The following is a 16,720-nucleotide window of genomic DNA, read 5'->3' on the forward strand; positions in this document are numbered from 1 at the left end:
AGGGTTCAATCATCCTCCACCGGATCGGATGCGACATCACCGGCGGTGATTTCATCGATCACATTGTGGAAATCCTTGGCCTCGCGGAAATTGCGATAGACCGAGGCAAAGCGGATATAGGCGATATCATCGATACCTTTCAGCGCATCCATGACGAGCCTGCCGATTTCATCGGAACTGACTTCCGGTTCGCCCGAGCTTTCCAGTTGCCGGACAATGCCTGAAACCGCGCGCTCCACGCGTTCCGGGTCCACCTGCCGCTTACGCAGCGCCACTTCCACAGAACGCATGAGCTTATCGCGGTCGAAAGCCACTTTGCGACCGCTCTTTTTCACCACGCTCAGATCACGCAGTTGGACACGCTCAAAGGTGGTAAAACGCCCGCCACACACGGTACAGATGCGCCGTCTGCGGATCACCGCCCCATCTTCAGCTGGGCGGGAATCTTTCACCTGAGTATCCTCAGACTGGCAATAGGGACAACGCATCGTTTGGCTTTCCGGAGATGATTCTGAAATCGTAAGCGAAGATAGTGTCTTTCGGTACGATATAAAAGCACCCTCATCGCGACGATGTGTCAAAGGAACGGCCAAGTTTTACGCATAGTCCGTGGTTCGACGGGCTCACCATGAGGGAGAGTGGTGGTTGCAAGAAACTCTATTTTGCAACGTCGGCGATTATCGTTACATCTACACTCTCCCTCATGGTGAGCCCGTCGAACCACGAACCACGAACCACGCACAATGCTGATGCAACCATAACCACTAAACCCGCCACGGAGGATCGAGGCGGTTACTGCCAGCAAAATAGAGAATAATCCTGTTTCCGGCAGGATCGAACAACTCTGCCTCGCGCCAAAGCCATCTTTTATCCTCAGGGTCAGACGTGAAAATAAAGCCCGCTGCTTTGAGCTGCCCTACACGCTCATCAAGATTATCAAGTTCGAAATAAACAGTCGTTCCACTGCCGGGCGTTGCGCCTTGATGAATGGAGAACGTGCTGCCGCCATCAGAGCACAGAAACCGGATATAGCGCGGACGGGAATCTACGATGGGAATGAGACCGATACCGCAATAAAAATCCCAGGCCTTGTCGAGATCGGGAGCAGTTATTGTCACCTGATTCAATCGCATTGTAACCTCGCGGTATATTTGGTTTGGCATTATATAGCCATTTCAACCCCCTCTGTCCTGTCGGACTACCGGGGCGAGCCACGGGTCTCGCCCGTCCTTCGGATCCCCCACAAGTGGGATGAAACTTCGCAGAAACCCATAGTCCGTGGTTCGACGGGCTCACCATGAGGGAGAGTGGTGGGTTGCAAGGAACTCTATTCTGCAACGTCGGCGATTATCGTTACATCTACACTCTCCCTCATGGTGAGCCCGTCGAACCACGAACCACGCACTATCGCCCTGCAACCGCACAAACAAAAATGGCGGCGCTTGCGCACCGCCATTTCATTGCAATCACCCCGAACTTACTGGCCGAGATAGGGATAAAGCGGGAAGCGGTCAGTCAGTTCGACAACCTTGTTCTGCACTGCCTTTTCGACCGCAGCATTGCCTTCATCGGAATTGGCAACCTTCAAACCATCGAGAACTTCCGAAATCAGGTTGCCGATTTCGGTGAATTCCGCAGCGCCAAAACCGCGTGTTGTTCCGGCTGGTGTGCCAAGGCGCACGCCTGAGGTTACAAACGGCTTTTCCGGATCGAAAGGAATGCCGTTCTTGTTGCAGGTGATGTTGGCGCGGCCAAGAGCAGCTTCCGCGCGCTTGCCGGTGGCGTTCTTGGGACGCAGGTCAACCAGCATCAGGTGGTTGTCAGTGCCGCCGGAAACGATGTTAAGACCGTTCTTCTTCAGCGATTCCGCCAGAGTGCGGGCATTGTTGACCACGTTCTGGCCGTAAGTCTTGAACTCAGGCTTCAGCGCTTCACCGAAAGCCACTGCCTTTGCAGCGATCACATGCATCAAAGGGCCACCCTGCAGGCCGGGAAATACGGCAGAATTGATCTTCTTGGCGATCTCGGCATCGTTGGTCAGGATCATGCCACCGCGCGGGCCGCGCAGTGACTTATGTGTCGTGGTGGTGGTGACATGGGCATGCGGCAGCGGTGACGGATGCACACCGGCAGCTACGAGACCAGCGATATGGGCCATATCAACCATCAGATAGGCGCCAACTGCATCGGCGATCTGGCGGAAACGTTCGAAATCCCAAACGCGCGAATAAGCAGTACCGCCAGCGATGATCAGCTTTGGCTTATGCTGATGTGCCAGACGTTCGATTTCTGCCATATCGAGCAAATTGTCGTCCTGACGCACGCCGTAGGACACAACATTGAACCACTTGCCGGACATGTTGACGGGCGAACCGTGGGTCAGGTGGCCGCCGGAATTAAGGTCAAGACCCATGAATGTATCGCCGGGCTGCAGCAGCGCGAGGAACACGGCCTGATTCATCTGACTGCCGGAATTCGGCTGCACATTGGCGTATTCACAATTGAACAGTTTCTTGGCGCGTTCGATTGCCAATTCCTCAGCAATATCAACAAACTGGCAGCCGCCGTAATAGCGCTTGCCCGGATAGCCCTCGGCATATTTGTTGGTCATGATCGAGCCCTGTGCTTCGAGCACGGCACGCGATACGATGTTTTCCGAAGCGATCAGTTCGATCTCATGACGCTGGCGACCAAGCTCCTTGCGGATGGAGCCAAAAATTTCCGGATCAATGTCTTCGAGTGATGCGTTGAAAAATGTATCAGCAACGGAAGCGCTTGCATTCGACATGGTGCCTGGACCCTCATTTGTCTTAAGTGAGTAGGTATTCCGGCGCATTATCATACTTAAACGGTCAAGGCCAATGGCCGGTGGACGAAAAGCATTAGCCCGAAACCGCCATCCACCATTCAAATGCAAAAAGACCGCCCGAAGGCGGCCTTTTCGAAATCCTGCGATCTGACGTGAACGATCAGGTATTCGTGCCGATCGACAGTGCCTGCTGGCCATCGCGCTCATAAATATCATCGCGCAGCTGGACAACACCATCGCCGGTTGACCAGGCGCTGACATAAACGAAGTGCAGCGGAACCGGATCGGCAACGGCAATCGGCGTGTTGACGCCTGACTTGATTGTCGCATCCATGGTCTGACGATCCCAGCCCGGCGTGCTGCGCAACAGCCAGACATTGAGGTCACGCACGTTCTGCACGCGCACACAGCCCGACGAATCGAAACGCATGAGCTTGTTGAAATTGCCCTGCTGCGGCGTGTCGTGCATGTAGACAGCGTAAGGGTTGGCGAAGTTGATTTTCGTCGAGGACATGGCGTTGATCTTGCCTGGGTCCTGACGGAACATCAGCTTGACCGCATCATCCGTATTCCAGTCGACGCTTTCCGGTGGCACTTCCTGACGCTGCTCGTTGAACAGGCGGATCTTGTTGCGCGTCAGATAAGTCGGGTCCTTGCGCATCAGCGGGATAATATCCTTCTGAATGATCGACTTTGGCGCCGTCCAGTAAGGATTAAGAATGACTTCGGAAATCTTGGAGTCGAGAATCGGCGTCTGGCGGTCGATCTTGCCGACGATGGCCGTATGGCGCTGCACGACGCGGCCGCCTTCAACGGCTTCGATCTGCGCTGCCGGAATATTGACCATGACATAGCGGCTGCCCTGATTTGCAGCGGCCAAGGTGCGCACGCGCTCCAGATTGGTCTGCAACTGGCCAAGGCGGATATTGGCCGGAATGTTCAGGGCGGCAATGGTGAACTGGCCCATGACACCATCGGCAGGCAGACCATGACGAGCCTGGAACCGCTTTACCGCCGCATCGACATAGGTGTCGAATGATGTGGAAAGACCAGCGCTTTCGGAAAGATCGCCCGATACCATCAGGCGCTTGCGCAAGGCAGGAACTGTCGGATCGACTACGCCAAGTTGCAGCTTGGTGGTAATTGGCACATTCGGCCAGCCGCCATTGGCGACAATCTGACTGTAGGTGTTGATAGCGGATTCAATGAAGGAAACCGTCTCGGGGCTGGCGATCGGCTGGAAACTTGCAACCTTGGCATGGGCGCTGGAGCGCGCATCAAACTGATCATCCCAATTGCCGCGGCGTGGAGAAGCCAGAATATCATTGATTGCCGGATCATCCGCCCATGCAGATGATGAGATAGCAGCCAAACCAGCAGTTGCCACTCCGGTGAGGAATGTGCGGCGATCAAGCCCTGATGATCCTAGTTTCTTCATAGTATTGCCCAACCCAATTGAAAACGTCGCAGCCAACCTGCCGCCCAATAACGCAGAAAGCAGATTATGGTTTCCAAAATTATCAGGAACACCCTTAACAAACAGCAACTTTCGCACCGATAGCGTAATCGTGATGGTTCAAACGCTAATCAGCCCATGCGGAGCCAATATTTAAGCTTCACTGAATTATGGAATACTTCAAACGCCTTTCCACGGCATTATGGCGGATTGATGACTTTTGGGCCGTTTGGCAAGGCCCAACGCAGCAAAGCCCGCCTTCGCCAGAGCAGTTTTGAAACTGCTCAAAGAGCGAAGCCGGGCTTTTGTCTTGCAGATTGCAGTCGATATTACATGCGGTAGGCGATTGTATCGTTCCAGAAGCGATCAAGACGCTGTAACGCCTTGTTCATCGACTGGAATTCTTCTGCCTTGATGCCACCGACATGTTCGATCGAAGCCACATGACGCTCATAAAGACCTGCGACGAGTTCCGCCACCTCATTGCCCTTCTCCGTCAGGCTGACGCGGACCGAACGACGGTCGGTGCGTGAACGCTCATGGGAGATAAAGCCGAGTTCGACCAGTTTCTTCAGATTGTAGGAAACGTTCGAACCCAGATAGTAACCACGGCTGCGCAGTTCACCGGCAGTCAATTCAGCATTGCCGATGTTGAAAAGCAGCAATGCCTGAATGGCGTTGATGTCGCTGCGCCCGTTGCGGTCGAATTCATCTTTCACAACGTCAAGTAAACGACGATGCAAACGTTCGACCAACTGAAGTGCTTCAAGATAAAGAGTCCGCAATGCTGTGTCATTGACGGTGGCATGCGTGGTCGTGCCAGACTTTCTCTGTATGTTGTTCATAATACGTGCCTCACTGTTGTTTCGGTGTATTTTTCTCACCGTTGAGGCAACACTATCGAATACGCATAAAATTCGAATTAAAACTCAGACTTAACAGTACCTTACCGCGACCAATGCAATTTCAGGCTTAATGAAGACTTACCCGCGCCTCAGCGCTGGGGTTTGGCCTGCTGGCGTTTTTGCAGGAAAAGCACGATGCGAAAGGCGATATAAAGCACGGCCACGCTGCAATGAATGACCGCGATCGCAGGCTTGTAATAAAAATATTCCCAGAAGACGGTGAACATCAATGTTTCGCCAGCAGCAGCCACGAACCAGATGACCGGGCCCCAGGAAACCATCATCCACAGACCTGTCGAGGCAACCGGGAACAGCATGGCCAGCGATACCGACGCGACCTTCCACTGCCACGGCATCAGATCAAAGCGCCAGAGCAGCCCCTCATAATAGCCCATGATCTGCACCCAGTAGCCAACCCCTGCCACGAGGCAATAGATCGAAACCAGCCGCAGCAACCAGACAAAGCCTGTTTGCGCCAAGGTCGAATCGAATGGCAGATGCGTCGGCTTTTCGATCATGTAAGCTGCAGTTCCCGCTCGCCCAGCGGCGCAAAATAGGCGTCAATCATCTCAGGGGTGACATCTTCAAGCGTTGCAGGCTGCCAGACAGGCGCATTGTCCTTGTCTACAAGCAGGGCGCGGATACCTTCATAGAAATCATTACTCTCAAGCATTCGCGAAAGAATCCGGTATTCCATCTGCATACATTGATCCATATCGAGATCACGTCCTTCTTCGATCTGCCTGAACGTCACATGCAGGCTGGTGGGAGAACGTGCCTTGACGATATCCAGAACCCGTTGCGCATCCTCGTTTCCGTTCACCCCGGCGGCGGCAAGACGGATAAGACAGCCGCCAAGCGTTTGCGAATCGAACAGAACGCCGATCATATCGCGTATTTTCTCGCTGGTTTCATAGTCCGGATTGATAGTTTTATCGCGCAGGGCCTCCGCCGGGTCGCCGGTTTCGATCAAGGCATGGCGAACAGCCTCCTTGTCGGCGGCGTGGATCGCGTGGGTGGCAATGCCGCTTTGCAGGCAATCCCCCTGCCGGATGCGGTTGCCTGTCAGAGCAAGATAGGTGCCGAAATGTTCAGGCAGATGCGGAAGGAAGGCGCTGCCGCCAACATCGGGAAAGAAACCGATTCCGACTTCCGGCATGGCAAACATGACATTTTCGGTGACGATCCGGTGCGATCCATGCACGGAAATACCAACCCCTCCACCCATGACAATACCGTCTATCAGCGAAATATAGGGTTTTGGAAAGTGCCGGATAAAGGCGTTGAGCCGGTATTCGTCATAAAAGAACTCATAGAGCGGCTTTCCGGCCTTGCCCGCATGATAGACGGCGAGAATATCGCCGCCTGCGCAAAAGGCGCGGCCCTCGCCTTCAAGAATGACACAGGCAATATCAGGATCAACGGCCCAGGCATGCAAGGCGCGGGACAGCGCCCTGACCATAATGGGCGTAAGCGCATTGAGTGCCTTAGGGCGCGTCAACCTGACTAGGCCAGCCTTCCCCCGGATTTCGAACGCTATCTCGCCTTTGCCGCCAAAATCGATTTCCATGCGCCCCTCCTTATTCATTGTTTGACGTTAGGAAACTCCTGCATACCGCGTCAATGGATCACATCTTGTGCCAGACATCTTGGTCCACGGAGTGAAGCCTGTTAAAACCATTCTGATTAAAACTATTCCAAACAACAGAAGAAGCTCCGCACCTGCGGATAAGGCAGCCATCATGAATAAAGTTTCTCCTTTTCACGCCAGTACAGGCCGGACAGTTGATGAAATCACGCAAAGCCGGCGTTTGCGCCGTATGCGCAAGGCTGATTGGTCGCGCCGTCTGGTGCAGGAAAACCAGCTGACGGTGAATGACCTGATCTGGCCGATCTTCCTGTGTGAGGGAACAAACCGCCGCGAAGACATTGCCGCCATGCCCGGCGTGCAGCGTTTTTCTGTGGATATGGCCGCGCGTGAAGCAGAACGGGCTGCCAAGCTCGGTATTCCGGCTATCGCAACCTTTGCCAATATTGATCCTGCCCTACGCGATGAAACGGGTTCCGGTATTCTCGATGCCGATAACCTGATCAATCGCGCCACCCGCGCCATCAAGGATGCGGTGCCGGAGATTGGCATGATCACCGATGTGGCGCTTGATCCGTTCACCAGTCACGGCCATGACGGCATTTTGCGCGACGGCATCATCGTCAATGACGAGACGGTGGCTCAGATCACCCGCGGCGCAGTGTTGCAGGCAGCAGCGGGCGCCGACATTATTGCTCCATCCGATATGATGGATGGCCGCATCGGTGCTATCCGCGAAGCGCTTGATCAGAATGGTTTTCAGGATGTGGCTGTTATGGCTTACGCCACGAAATTCGCTTCGGCCTTTTATGGCCCTTACCGGGAAGCCATCGGTACGTCAGGGCGCTTGAAGGGCGACAAGAAGACCTATTACATTGATCCTGCCAACACGGATGAGGCCATCCGCGAGGCAGAGCAGGATCTGGCTGAGGGCGCGGATTCGCTGATGGTCAAGCCGGGCCTGCCCTATCTCGATATCATTCATCGCCTGAAGGAAACGTTCTCCGTGCCGACATTCGCCTATCAGGTGTCGGGCGAATACGCGATGATCAAGGCAGCCGGTGCCAATGGCTGGATCGATGAGGAACGGGTGATGATGGAAACCCTGCTGGCGTTCAAACGCGCCGGTTGTGACGGCATCCTGACCTATTTCGCACCCATCGTTGCGGAGCGTTTGAAGGCCGGACTTTAGATTGCGTTCTGTTGCGGGCGGTTCATTGGTTGTGGGTGGTTTCTGATTGAAAACATCAAAAATGTTCCTTGAATTTCTATTCTAGAGTTCCCACGTTGAGCAGCACGGCACTATGTCCGTGTGTTTGAAACAGGAAACAAAATGAATACGAGCGCGCTTGACGGCGAAATAATCACCAACCGCCTGGATGACTGGCGGATGTATCAGGGCGTGCGGTCCAGCCGCGTTTTCGCGTTCCTGATGGATTATGTTATCGTGTTTTTCCTCTGCATCCCCGTGGCGATCGTCATCGCCATTCTCGGTGTTGCAACGCTTGGCCTTGGATGGATGCTCTACGGCATCATGTTCCCCGCCGTGGCGCTCGCCTATGTGGCGACGACGCTTGGCGGACCACGTCAGGCAACCAAGGGCATGCAGATGATGGGCCTGAAACTGGAGCGCCTCGACGGCCAGAAGGTCGACGGCCTGTTTGCCATTGTCCATACGGTTCTGTTCTGGGGTCTGAATGTGGTGCTGACACCGCTCATTCTGCTTGCAACATTCGTTCTGGACCGTAAACGTACGGTCCACGACCTTCTTCTCGGTACGGTTGTCGTACGCGCATATAATTGATCTTGAGGGCTCCTGACAGGGAGCCCTCTTCATTTACCGGCCATATCAATGACACATCTCAGGCTCACCGCCTTCGCCGCAATGGCGTTCCTATTCTATGGTTTTGGTATCGCCACCAGCCTGGCCGCATCACCCGCTGGACGGTTTTGCGGCGAGGTCATTTCCAATGGCGACTATCGGGACGTTATCACCGTTCTGAATGTTGATCGCGACGGCCGTGTTTCCGGAACATATCAGATCGAGGCACCCGATGGCCTGTTCATCGGAACGCTCACCGAGAAGATTGTCACACCCGGAACCGTCCATAATCTTATCTGGACCGATAAATATGGCTCCGGTCTGCTGGCCGTCCATTTTTCCAATGATTACCGTTCCTTCAGGGCGCGCTGGGGCAATCAGGTGGACGGCAAGGATGATGCCCCAAGCCATTCGTGGAATGGCGAGCCATGCTATCATGCCGACGATGAGCGCGATTGATAACAGGGGATGTGTTGCGCGGTAGTTCTGCACCCGAGTTCATCACCCCCCTCTGTCCTGTCGGACATCTCCCCCACAAGGGGGGAGATCAGCTGTATTGACGCCTTTGCACAATCTGAAACATTTCCGGCTGTGCAAAGGCGTTGATGCCAATGTGATCTCCCCCCTTGTGGGGGAGATGCCCGACAGGGCAGAGGGGGGTGAGCACCACCGCTGCTTGGTTCGTGGTTCGCCCTTCGACAAGCTCAGGAAGCTCACCATGAGGGGCTTGGGTGGATGCAAGGCTAATCGCCAACAATTGCTGATCATAAAGGTTACAGATCACCAAAGTTGCAGAACTTGACTCCCTTGCATCACCCCTCTCCCTCATGGTGAGCTTGTCGAACCACGAACCACGAACCATCAACGACCAACCAGTGTGCTTTGCACCGAAACCCGCGACATTCACACTTGAATACAATATAATTGAATTGACGTTTTTGGTGGTCTTACGATTCTATAGGAGTTGCAGACTGGTCCAGGATAACGAATGACGCATCAACCGCAGCAATCACCGCAGTTTTTCCTGACAGCACCCTCGCCCTGTCCGTATCTGGAAGGGCAACTGGAGCGCAAGGTTTTTACGCATCTGGTGGGCGGACGCGCGAGTGAGCTGAATGATCTCCTGACTCAGGGTGGTTTTCGCCGTTCCCAGAACATTGCCTATCGTCCGGCATGCGAGAATTGCCGGGCCTGTGTTTCGGTGCGAATCCTTGCTGGAGAGTTCAAGCAGGAAAAGTCGATGCGCCGCGTCTGGAATCATAACCGGGACCTGATCGGCAATATTCATCAGGCAGAACCTTCCACCGAGCAATATACGCTGTTCCGCCGTTATCTTGACGCACGCCACAACAAGGGCGGCATGTCAGAGATGACCGTGCTCGACTATGCGATGATGGTCGAGGATACACATGTTCCGACCCAGATCATCGAATATCGCCGCCGTGGACCGGATTCCTTCATCACCAAGAAGGGTGAAGGCGAACTGATTGCCGTGGCGCTGACCGACATTATGGGCGACGGATTGTCCATGGTCTATTCGTTCTTTAACCCTGACTACGCCGACCGCTCGCTTGGCACGTTCATGATTCTCGATCACATCCAGCGCGCTGCCGCCGCGGGCCTGCCGCACGTCTATCTCGGTTATTGGGTCGAGGGCTCGCGCAAGATGCAATACAAGATCCGCTATAAGCCGCAGGAGCATCTCGGGCCAAAAGGCTGGGAACGCCGTGAATAATCGGGGTTTCTGATTGTGTGTTGCTCCACGCGTTAAGCTTGCAACTTCGTGGTTCGTGGTTCGACAAGCTCACCATGAGGGAGAGTGTGGATGCAACGATAATCTCCAAAGTTGCAGAACTAGACTCCCTGCACGCACCACTCTCCCTCATGGTGAGCTTGTCGAACCACGGAAATGCACACATCCCTCAACACGCAATCAGATTTATAAATGCGCGCGCTGGAATAAGATTGTTCTTCCAGCTAAACCCTGCGGCTTAGAACAATAAAAAGACTTGGAAAGCCCTGAGGAAATGTCCCAACCGCATCTTGATCACCGCAAGGGCCTGCTGATTACGGGTATTGGCGGGTTAATACTCTCCGTCGATATACCGCTTCTGCGTCTTGGTCAGGGTGAAACCTGGTCGACGCTGCTCCTGCGCAGCGGTACGACCTTCCTCTGCGCCATGATCATCTGGGCGGTGTGGAGCATTGCCACCGGCAAGGTCAGAACGCTCATTCCGGGGCGCATCGGCGTTGCGGTTGCCGGGCTTTACGGTATGGGCTCCATCTTTTTCATGATCGCCGTTTACAACACATCGACCGCCAATCTCGTGTTTATTCTGGCGTTCAATACGGTGTTCGCCGCGCTGCTCTCCTGGATATTCCTGAAAGAACGCCCGAAAACCGCGACCTTCGTCGCCATGTTTTTCATGCTGATCGGTGTCGGGATCATCGTGCGTGAAGGCCTGTCATCGGGACATCTTTTCGGCAACATCATCGCGCTGCTTTCGACCTTCTTCCTTGCCTCGGCCATTACCGTCACCCGCGCTTCGAAGAAGGATATGAGCTTTGCCGCGATCATCGGCACCATCCTACCGATGTCTGTTGCGATTTTCATGGTGTCCCAGCATGGGTTTTCCGTTGCCGCACCCGGATGGATCATCTTCAACGGTGCGGTGGTAACGACCATCGCCTTTGCCTGCCTTGCCACGGGGCCGCGATACCTGTCCGGACCTGAAGTGGCGATGTTCTATCTTCTGGAAACGGTGCTTGCGCCGATCTGGGTCTGGCTGGTTTTTGCCGAGCGGCCCAGTGATCCTACCCTGCTGGGTGGCATCATTATCATTACCGCGCTTGTCAGCCATTCGATCTGGCAGATGCGCAGCGCCCGCAAGCGGTCACGGATGGCGGCAATCCGCCACCCGATCTGACTTAAGCCTATTCAGCGGCTTCACTGGCAAAGCCCGGTGCCGGATAGGCTGGCACCGTACGCACGCCATGGGGTGCAGCGGTTGCGGGTTCATCCGGCTTGTTCGGACGGAAGCCCCAATGGAACGCGCGGGCCATCCAACGGCTGAGATCATCCATGATCGTATAGAAGGACGGCACGAACACCAGCGACAGCACGGTAGAGATCAAGAGACCGCCGATCACCGCGATAGCCATCGGCGCACGGAATTCACCGCCATCACCAAAGGCCAGTGCTGCCGGGATCATGCCAGCGGACATGGCAATCGTCGTCATGACAATCGGACGGACACGCTTGCGACCGGCATCGATGATAGCCTCATTGCGCGGGATACCGTGTTTCACCTCTTCAATAGCAAAATCCACGAGCATGATGGCGTTCTTGGTGACAATACCCATCAGCATCAGAATACCGATGACAACAGCCATGGAGACAGAGTTATTGGTGAGCAGCAAGGCGGCGGCCACACCGGCAATCGATAGCGGCAGCGACATCAGAATGGTGAAGGCGTGGAAGATACTGCCGAACAGCAGGATCAGCACCACAAACACCAGCATCAGCCCCATGATCATGGCATCGCGGAACCCGGCAAAGACTTCGCCCATGACTTCCGCGTCACCGGTTTCCTGAATGCGCACACCGTCCGGCATGGTTTTGACCGGCGGTAGGCTTTTGACGATGGAAAGCCCCTCGCCGATCTCCTTGCCTCCAGCCATATTGGCACCGACAACGACACGGCGTTCACGGTTGAAGCGCTCAATCGACGACGGTCCCTGGCCAAAACTGACCTGCGCAATAGAGGCCAGCGGCACCACGACACCCGATGGAGCGGTGACTGTAAGCGTGTTCAGCACGGTAAGGTCACGCCGCGACTCTTCCGTCAGCTGAACCCGGATCGGGATCTGCCGGTCGCCAACCGTATATTTCGCCAGATTGGCATCGAGATCACCGAGTGTTGCCACCCGAAGGGCATCGGAAACGCCTGATGTAGACAGGCCAAGTTCGGCCAGCTTGTCCATGCGCGGCGTAACAATAATTTCGGGGCGATCCAGTGCTGCACTTGATGACACGGCCTGAAAGCTCCCGGTTGCCATCATGGCGCTCTGCATGGCGCGCGCCTGTTCACTGACCTTTTGACCATCCGTGCCGATAACGCCGATAGCAAACTCCCGCTCGCCGCGATCATTGACGAAATTGGCACGCAAATCAGGAACTTCCGAAAGCTTGTTGAAGATATCAACTTCAATCTGCTTCTGGGTACGGCTGCGCTCGCTCTTGTGACTAAGCTTGACGATCATCGTGGCGCGGCGGGTATCCACCTCACCTTTTGGTGACGATCCACCAACGACGTAGGTCTGTTGAACCTCGGGAATTTCCCGGACGCGGTTTGCGGCTTCGTCGGTGACGCGGCGCGTCTCATCGATGGGAGAGCCCGGTGTCAATTCCAGATTGACGGCAACGCGTGCTTCATCCTGTGGTGGCACGAAACCCGATGGCAGGAAGCCCATAGCCCAGATGGCCGTGGCGAACAGCAGCACACCGCTGATCAGCGTTAACCAGCGATAACGCAGCGTCACACCAAGGAAGCGGGTATAGGCACCAACCCAGCCGCCGGTGTTTTCCTCATGATGCAGATTTTTGCCGTCGCGCAGGAGATAGGCCGTCATCATGGGTGTAATCAGACGCGCCACTAGCAGCGAGAAAAACACGGCGACAGCAACAGTCAGGCCAAACTGTTTGAAATATTGCCCGGCAATACCGCTCATGAAGCTGACGGGTGCAAAGACGGCGATGATCGTTACGGAAATCGCGATAACCGCAAGCCCGATTTCATCCGCCGCCTCAAGCGACGCGCGATAGGGCGATTTGCCTGAACGCATGTGCCGGACAATGTTCTCGATCTCCACGATGGCATCATCGACGAGAATACCCGTCACCAGCGTGATACCGAGCAGGCTGATCAGGTTCAGCGAGAACCCGAGCATATCGATAGCCCAGAATGTGGGAATGGCAGATAGCGGCAGCGCGACCGCCGCAATCAGCGTGGCGCGGATATTACGCAGGAACAGGAACACCACGACAATCGACAGAAGCGCACCTTCGACAAGCGAACTCATCGCCGCTTCATAATTGCCATAGGTATAATTGACCGCATTATCGATGATGTTGAAGCGCGTATCGGGATATTTCTGCTTCAACAGGTCCATACGATCCTGAACCCGCTTGAAGACGTCAGCATCGCTGGCACCCTTGGCGCGGAACACGCCAAGCGACACAACGGTCTGGTTGTTCATACGGGCAAAAGATTTGGGCTCCTGAAACGCATCGGTAACAGTACCGATGGCATCAAGCCGCACGGAACGGCCACCGGCAAGAGGTATTTCCACGGCGCGCAGATCATCAAGTGAGCGGGAGGCGCCAAGCGTGCGGATGGTCTGCTGTGTTGAGCCGAGATCACCGCGCCCGCCTGTCAGATCGGCATTCATGGATTTCAAGGCGCGGTTGACATCGGAGGCTGTTACACCCAGCGCTGTCAGGCGATCAGGATCAAGCGAGACACGGATTTCGCGCGTCACACCACCATAGCGTTCTACACGGCCAACACCTTTTACACCCTGAATGTCGCGCAGAATCTTGTCATCCACGAACCAGGATAATTCTTCCGATGTCATGGTCGGCGCAGAAACCGCATAGGTCAGAATGGCGGAACCTTCCACATCCACGGAGCTGACAATAGGCTCCTTGATCGTCGCAGGCAGATCGCTGCGGATGCGGGTGACGGCGTCCTTGACGTCGTTCAATGCCTTTTGCGTATCCACTTCAAGGCGGAACTCGACCAGTGTGGTGGAACTGCCCTCGGTCAGCGTGGTGATAACATTCTTCACGCCGGTGATATTGGCAACAGAGTCTTCAACCCGCTTGGCGATCTGGGTTTCAAGCTCGCTCGGCGCAACGCCGGGATCGGTGACGGCCACGGAAATCAGCGGCACATCGATATTGGGAAAGCGGGTAATGGGCAGCTTGGCAAAGCTCATCAGCCCCAGAACCATCAGCACAACGAAAAGCAGGATTGACGGAACCGGATTACGGATCGACCAGGCGGAAATGTTCCAGTTCATTTGACCGCCCCCGTCGTTTCATTGGTGATACGAACCGGGGTGACGCGGTCGCCATTGGCAACAAAGGTGCCGGCACGCGCCACCACATCTTCGCCACGGGCAAGACCGTCAAGCACTTCAACCGCGCGATCACTGCGGATACCGAGCGTCACCTTGCGCGTATCGACAACATCGTCCTTCACCACCTGTACGAATGATGTGGAGCCACGATATACCACTGCGGAAAGCGGAACATTGACGCCGTTGCGCCGGGTCAATTCAATGACAGCGCGGGCAAAATTGCCGGGGCGGATTGCTTCATTGCGCTCAAGTGAAATCTTGACTGCGCCAAGACGCGAACTGGCCGTGATTTCGGGTGAGATCAAACGCACATGACCGCTGACTGGCTGCTCCATGCCGGAAACGCGCACGGATACGGGCATGTCAGGCTTGAGGCGCGGCAGGTCAACTTCAGGAATGTTGGCGGAAAGCTCAAATTCATTGTCGCGGGCAATGCGGAACAAGGGACCGGCATTCATCGACACGATACCGCCGAGCAATGCATTGCGGCTGAGGACCACGCCTGAGGTTGGCGCTTTTACATCAGCTTTCTCAATCCGCAGCAGGACATCGCGTTTTTGTGCAGCCACCAGTTGCAGCTGCGACTGGCTGGCAACCAGCGCCTGCCGGGAGGTGTTGAGCCGGGCATTGGCGCTGTCATGGGCATTGGTGGCGTTGTCGAAGTCGGCCTTGGAGGTGATCCCCTTGGCAGATAGCGCGCGGGCACGGTCCAGCGCCTCCTGCGCCTGCCGGACAGCGATCTGCGCGTCAACAATCTGCGCTTCAGACTGGGCAATGGATGCCTCAGCCTGTGCCCGCTGCGCCTCAATCTGTGCCAACTGGATTTCGAGGGATGACTTGTCGAGGCGGGCAATGATCTCGCCCTCCTTTACAAAGTCGCCCTGATCGGCGCCAAGCTCAAGCACGATCAGCCCGGCGACATCGGTTCCAACGGCAACTTCCTGCCGGGGAACGATTGTGCCCGTGACGGTGATGCTTGCGACCATCTCGCCCTCGGCGGCCGGGATGACATTGATGACAGGCGGCTTGACCCTCTGCACCAATGCATCATCGGCGAAAGCGCCTGAGACGAGCATGGACGACAGGCCAAGGGCCAGAACGATAGGTGTCAGAACTTTGTTGCGGCGGTTGCGCATCGGATGACCTGATCAAAAGAGGTATTTGCCGGGATCGGTAGTTCAGTAATTTTATGCGTATGTTTTATGCTTTTACCGGGCGCAAAATCGCCACGGCGAGCGCCCGGAACATCGGTTCCAGCGCTTCGACAGGCACACCCTGTGCCGGAAAATTCCGCATGATCACGCCCTCGCCCATGGCAGCAAGCGTTGCTGCAACGAGGCCAAGATCGCCAATGGGATCAATCTCGCCGCGATTCTTGGCAGCGCTGATGGCCGACAGAAGCTGTTCGCGCATCTGCCCTTCATAAAGCTCGCACTGGGCAGCAACGGCTTCGTTGCGGATGGCCTCGGCCCGTATTTCCGCGAAAATCCGGGCATTTGCATCACCAACACCATCGCCGGTGCTGGTCGCCGATTTTTGGTGGATATGTTCCATTCCAACCATCACCAAGGCGTCGATGATGTTGTCGTATGCGCTCATACGATCGAGAATTTCGGCGCTAGCCTTGCGGTGGGCCGCGACAATGGTCTCGATAATCGACTCTTTCGAAGGGAAGTAACGGTAAAGCGCGCCGGGGCTCATGCCCGCTTCGGAGCAGATGTCATTCATGGACGCGCCGTGAAACCCTGCCCGAACAAAACAGGTAGTCGCCGCTTCCAGAATGCGCGCTTCCTGAACTTCGCGGTTCTGCGCCCGTTTGCCGAAGAGTTTGGTGACAAAACAGCCGCTCTCCCTGTCCGATTTCTCATCGGCAAGGCGCCCGGTCGGTCTTGGGAGAATGTCATCAACCATGCGGCACCACAAAAAAGAGCGAATGTTCGTTCTCGTTTATAGCGAAACGCAATCATCGTCAATACGAGAATGAACGTTCTCGTTT

At 55.4% G+C, this 16,720-nt stretch carries 15 protein-coding genes; 5 read left to right on the top strand and 10 right to left on the bottom strand.

Going from position 1 to position 16,720, the window contains the following annotated elements; translation table 11 throughout:
- Positions 1 to 5 precede the first annotated feature (5 nt).
- The 7 genes from nrdR to FHW17_RS09355 all read right to left on the bottom strand — a co-directional run bounded on the left by nrdR (position 6) and on the right by FHW17_RS09355 (position 6,740).
- Positions 6 to 488, bottom strand: a complete 483-nt coding sequence (gene nrdR / locus FHW17_RS09325) for a transcriptional regulator NrdR (RefSeq protein ID WP_112530081.1) — start codon at positions 486 to 488, stop codon at positions 6 to 8.
- A gap of 276 nt (positions 489 to 764) precedes the next feature.
- Positions 765 to 1,133: a VOC family protein gene (locus FHW17_RS09330; protein WP_182509695.1), complete on the bottom strand. Its 369-nt coding sequence runs from the start codon at positions 1,131 to 1,133 to the stop codon at positions 765 to 767.
- 344 nt (positions 1,134 to 1,477) lie between these two features.
- The gene (glyA, locus tag FHW17_RS09335; protein WP_113096052.1) at positions 1,478 to 2,788 is read right to left on the bottom strand and encodes a serine hydroxymethyltransferase; all 1,311 of its coding nucleotides are present in this window, start codon (positions 2,786 to 2,788) and stop codon (positions 1,478 to 1,480) included.
- A 181-nt stretch (positions 2,789 to 2,969) separates the two neighbouring features.
- A complete protein-coding gene (locus FHW17_RS09340; protein WP_112530077.1) occupies positions 2,970 to 4,247 on the bottom strand; it encodes a L,D-transpeptidase family protein in 1,278 nt (425 codons plus the stop codon).
- Positions 4,248 to 4,594: 347 nt separating this feature from the next.
- On the bottom strand, positions 4,595 to 5,110 hold the full coding sequence (locus tag FHW17_RS09345) for a winged helix DNA-binding protein (RefSeq protein ID WP_091883923.1): 516 nt from the start codon (positions 5,108 to 5,110) through the stop codon (positions 4,595 to 4,597).
- A gap of 149 nt (positions 5,111 to 5,259) precedes the next feature.
- Complete coding sequence (locus FHW17_RS09350; protein ID WP_112530075.1) at positions 5,260 to 5,688, bottom strand: DUF6163 family protein; 429 nt, start codon at positions 5,686 to 5,688, stop codon at positions 5,260 to 5,262.
- On the bottom strand, positions 5,685 to 6,740 hold the full coding sequence (locus FHW17_RS09355; RefSeq protein ID WP_113096054.1) for an enoyl-CoA hydratase/isomerase family protein: 1,056 nt from the start codon (positions 6,738 to 6,740) through the stop codon (positions 5,685 to 5,687). The genes FHW17_RS09350 and FHW17_RS09355 overlap by 4 nt, the downstream gene beginning before the upstream one ends.
- Before the next feature lie 172 nt (positions 6,741 to 6,912).
- Here FHW17_RS09355 and hemB point away from each other — a divergent pair, with 172 nt between their 5' ends.
- The 5 genes from hemB to FHW17_RS09380 all read left to right on the top strand — a co-directional run bounded on the left by hemB (position 6,913) and on the right by FHW17_RS09380 (position 11,507).
- Positions 6,913 to 7,950, top strand: coding sequence for a porphobilinogen synthase (gene hemB / locus FHW17_RS09360; protein ID WP_113096055.1), 1,038 nt, complete (start codon positions 6,913 to 6,915; stop codon positions 7,948 to 7,950).
- Positions 7,951 to 8,091: 141 nt separating this feature from the next.
- Complete coding sequence (locus tag FHW17_RS09365; RefSeq protein ID WP_113096056.1) at positions 8,092 to 8,562, top strand: RDD family protein; 471 nt, start codon at positions 8,092 to 8,094, stop codon at positions 8,560 to 8,562.
- 48 nt (positions 8,563 to 8,610) lie between these two features.
- Positions 8,611 to 9,039 (top strand): hypothetical protein, encoded by a 429-nt coding sequence (locus FHW17_RS09370; RefSeq protein WP_112530067.1) that lies wholly within the window; start codon positions 8,611 to 8,613, stop codon positions 9,037 to 9,039.
- A gap of 529 nt (positions 9,040 to 9,568) precedes the next feature.
- Positions 9,569 to 10,315: an arginyltransferase gene (locus FHW17_RS09375; RefSeq protein WP_112524052.1), complete on the top strand. Its 747-nt coding sequence runs from the start codon at positions 9,569 to 9,571 to the stop codon at positions 10,313 to 10,315.
- A 292-nt stretch (positions 10,316 to 10,607) separates the two neighbouring features.
- Positions 10,608 to 11,507 (top strand): DMT family transporter, encoded by a 900-nt coding sequence (locus FHW17_RS09380; RefSeq protein ID WP_091883943.1) that lies wholly within the window; start codon positions 10,608 to 10,610, stop codon positions 11,505 to 11,507.
- Between the two features lie 7 nt (positions 11,508 to 11,514).
- On the opposite strand, the gene FHW17_RS09385 is transcribed toward FHW17_RS09380, so the two are convergent.
- The 3 genes from FHW17_RS09385 to FHW17_RS09395 all read right to left on the bottom strand — a co-directional run bounded on the left by FHW17_RS09385 (position 11,515) and on the right by FHW17_RS09395 (position 16,635).
- A complete protein-coding gene (locus FHW17_RS09385) occupies positions 11,515 to 14,664 on the bottom strand; it encodes an efflux RND transporter permease subunit (protein ID WP_182509696.1) in 3,150 nt (1,049 codons plus the stop codon).
- Positions 14,661 to 15,860: an efflux RND transporter periplasmic adaptor subunit gene (locus FHW17_RS09390; RefSeq protein ID WP_182509697.1), complete on the bottom strand. Its 1,200-nt coding sequence runs from the start codon at positions 15,858 to 15,860 to the stop codon at positions 14,661 to 14,663. Before FHW17_RS09390 ends, FHW17_RS09385 begins: the two co-directional genes overlap by 4 nt.
- A gap of 64 nt (positions 15,861 to 15,924) precedes the next feature.
- Positions 15,925 to 16,635, bottom strand: a complete 711-nt coding sequence (locus FHW17_RS09395; protein WP_113096060.1) for a TetR/AcrR family transcriptional regulator — start codon at positions 16,633 to 16,635, stop codon at positions 15,925 to 15,927.
- Between the last annotated feature and the right edge of the window lie 85 nt (positions 16,636 to 16,720).

The organism is Phyllobacterium sp. P30BS-XVII, from assembly GCF_014138335.1.
GTDB lineage: Bacteria > Pseudomonadota > Alphaproteobacteria > Rhizobiales > Rhizobiaceae > Phyllobacterium > Phyllobacterium meliloti.

Bases quoted from the DNA above. Each gene is read 5' to 3' on its own strand.
- FHW17_RS09375 (WP_112524052.1), top strand. From the start codon at position 9,569: ATGACGCATCAACCGCAGCAATCACCGCAGTTTTTCCTGACAGCACCC.
- FHW17_RS09355 (WP_113096054.1), bottom strand. From the start codon at position 6,740: ATGGAAATCGATTTTGGCGGCAAAGGCGAGATAGCGTTCGAAATCCGG.
- FHW17_RS09370 (WP_112530067.1), top strand. From the start codon at position 8,611: ATGACACATCTCAGGCTCACCGCCTTCGCCGCAATGGCGTTCCTATTC.
- FHW17_RS09385 (WP_182509696.1), bottom strand. From the start codon at position 14,664: ATGAACTGGAACATTTCCGCCTGGTCGATCCGTAATCCGGTTCCGTCA.
- glyA (WP_113096052.1), bottom strand. From the start codon at position 2,788: ATGTCGAATGCAAGCGCTTCCGTTGCTGATACATTTTTCAACGCATCA.
- FHW17_RS09390 (WP_182509697.1), bottom strand. From the start codon at position 15,860: ATGCGCAACCGCCGCAACAAAGTTCTGACACCTATCGTTCTGGCCCTT.
- FHW17_RS09380 (WP_091883943.1), top strand. From the start codon at position 10,608: ATGTCCCAACCGCATCTTGATCACCGCAAGGGCCTGCTGATTACGGGT.
- FHW17_RS09350 (WP_112530075.1), bottom strand. From the start codon at position 5,688: ATGATCGAAAAGCCGACGCATCTGCCATTCGATTCGACCTTGGCGCAA.
- FHW17_RS09395 (WP_113096060.1), bottom strand. From the start codon at position 16,635: ATGGTTGATGACATTCTCCCAAGACCGACCGGGCGCCTTGCCGATGAG.
- nrdR (WP_112530081.1), bottom strand. From the start codon at position 488: ATGCGTTGTCCCTATTGCCAGTCTGAGGATACTCAGGTGAAAGATTCC.
- FHW17_RS09365 (WP_113096056.1), top strand. From the start codon at position 8,092: ATGAATACGAGCGCGCTTGACGGCGAAATAATCACCAACCGCCTGGAT.
- FHW17_RS09330 (WP_182509695.1), bottom strand. From the start codon at position 1,133: ATGCGATTGAATCAGGTGACAATAACTGCTCCCGATCTCGACAAGGCC.
- hemB (WP_113096055.1), top strand. From the start codon at position 6,913: ATGAATAAAGTTTCTCCTTTTCACGCCAGTACAGGCCGGACAGTTGAT.
- FHW17_RS09340 (WP_112530077.1), bottom strand. From the start codon at position 4,247: ATGAAGAAACTAGGATCATCAGGGCTTGATCGCCGCACATTCCTCACC.
- FHW17_RS09345 (WP_091883923.1), bottom strand. From the start codon at position 5,110: ATGAACAACATACAGAGAAAGTCTGGCACGACCACGCATGCCACCGTC.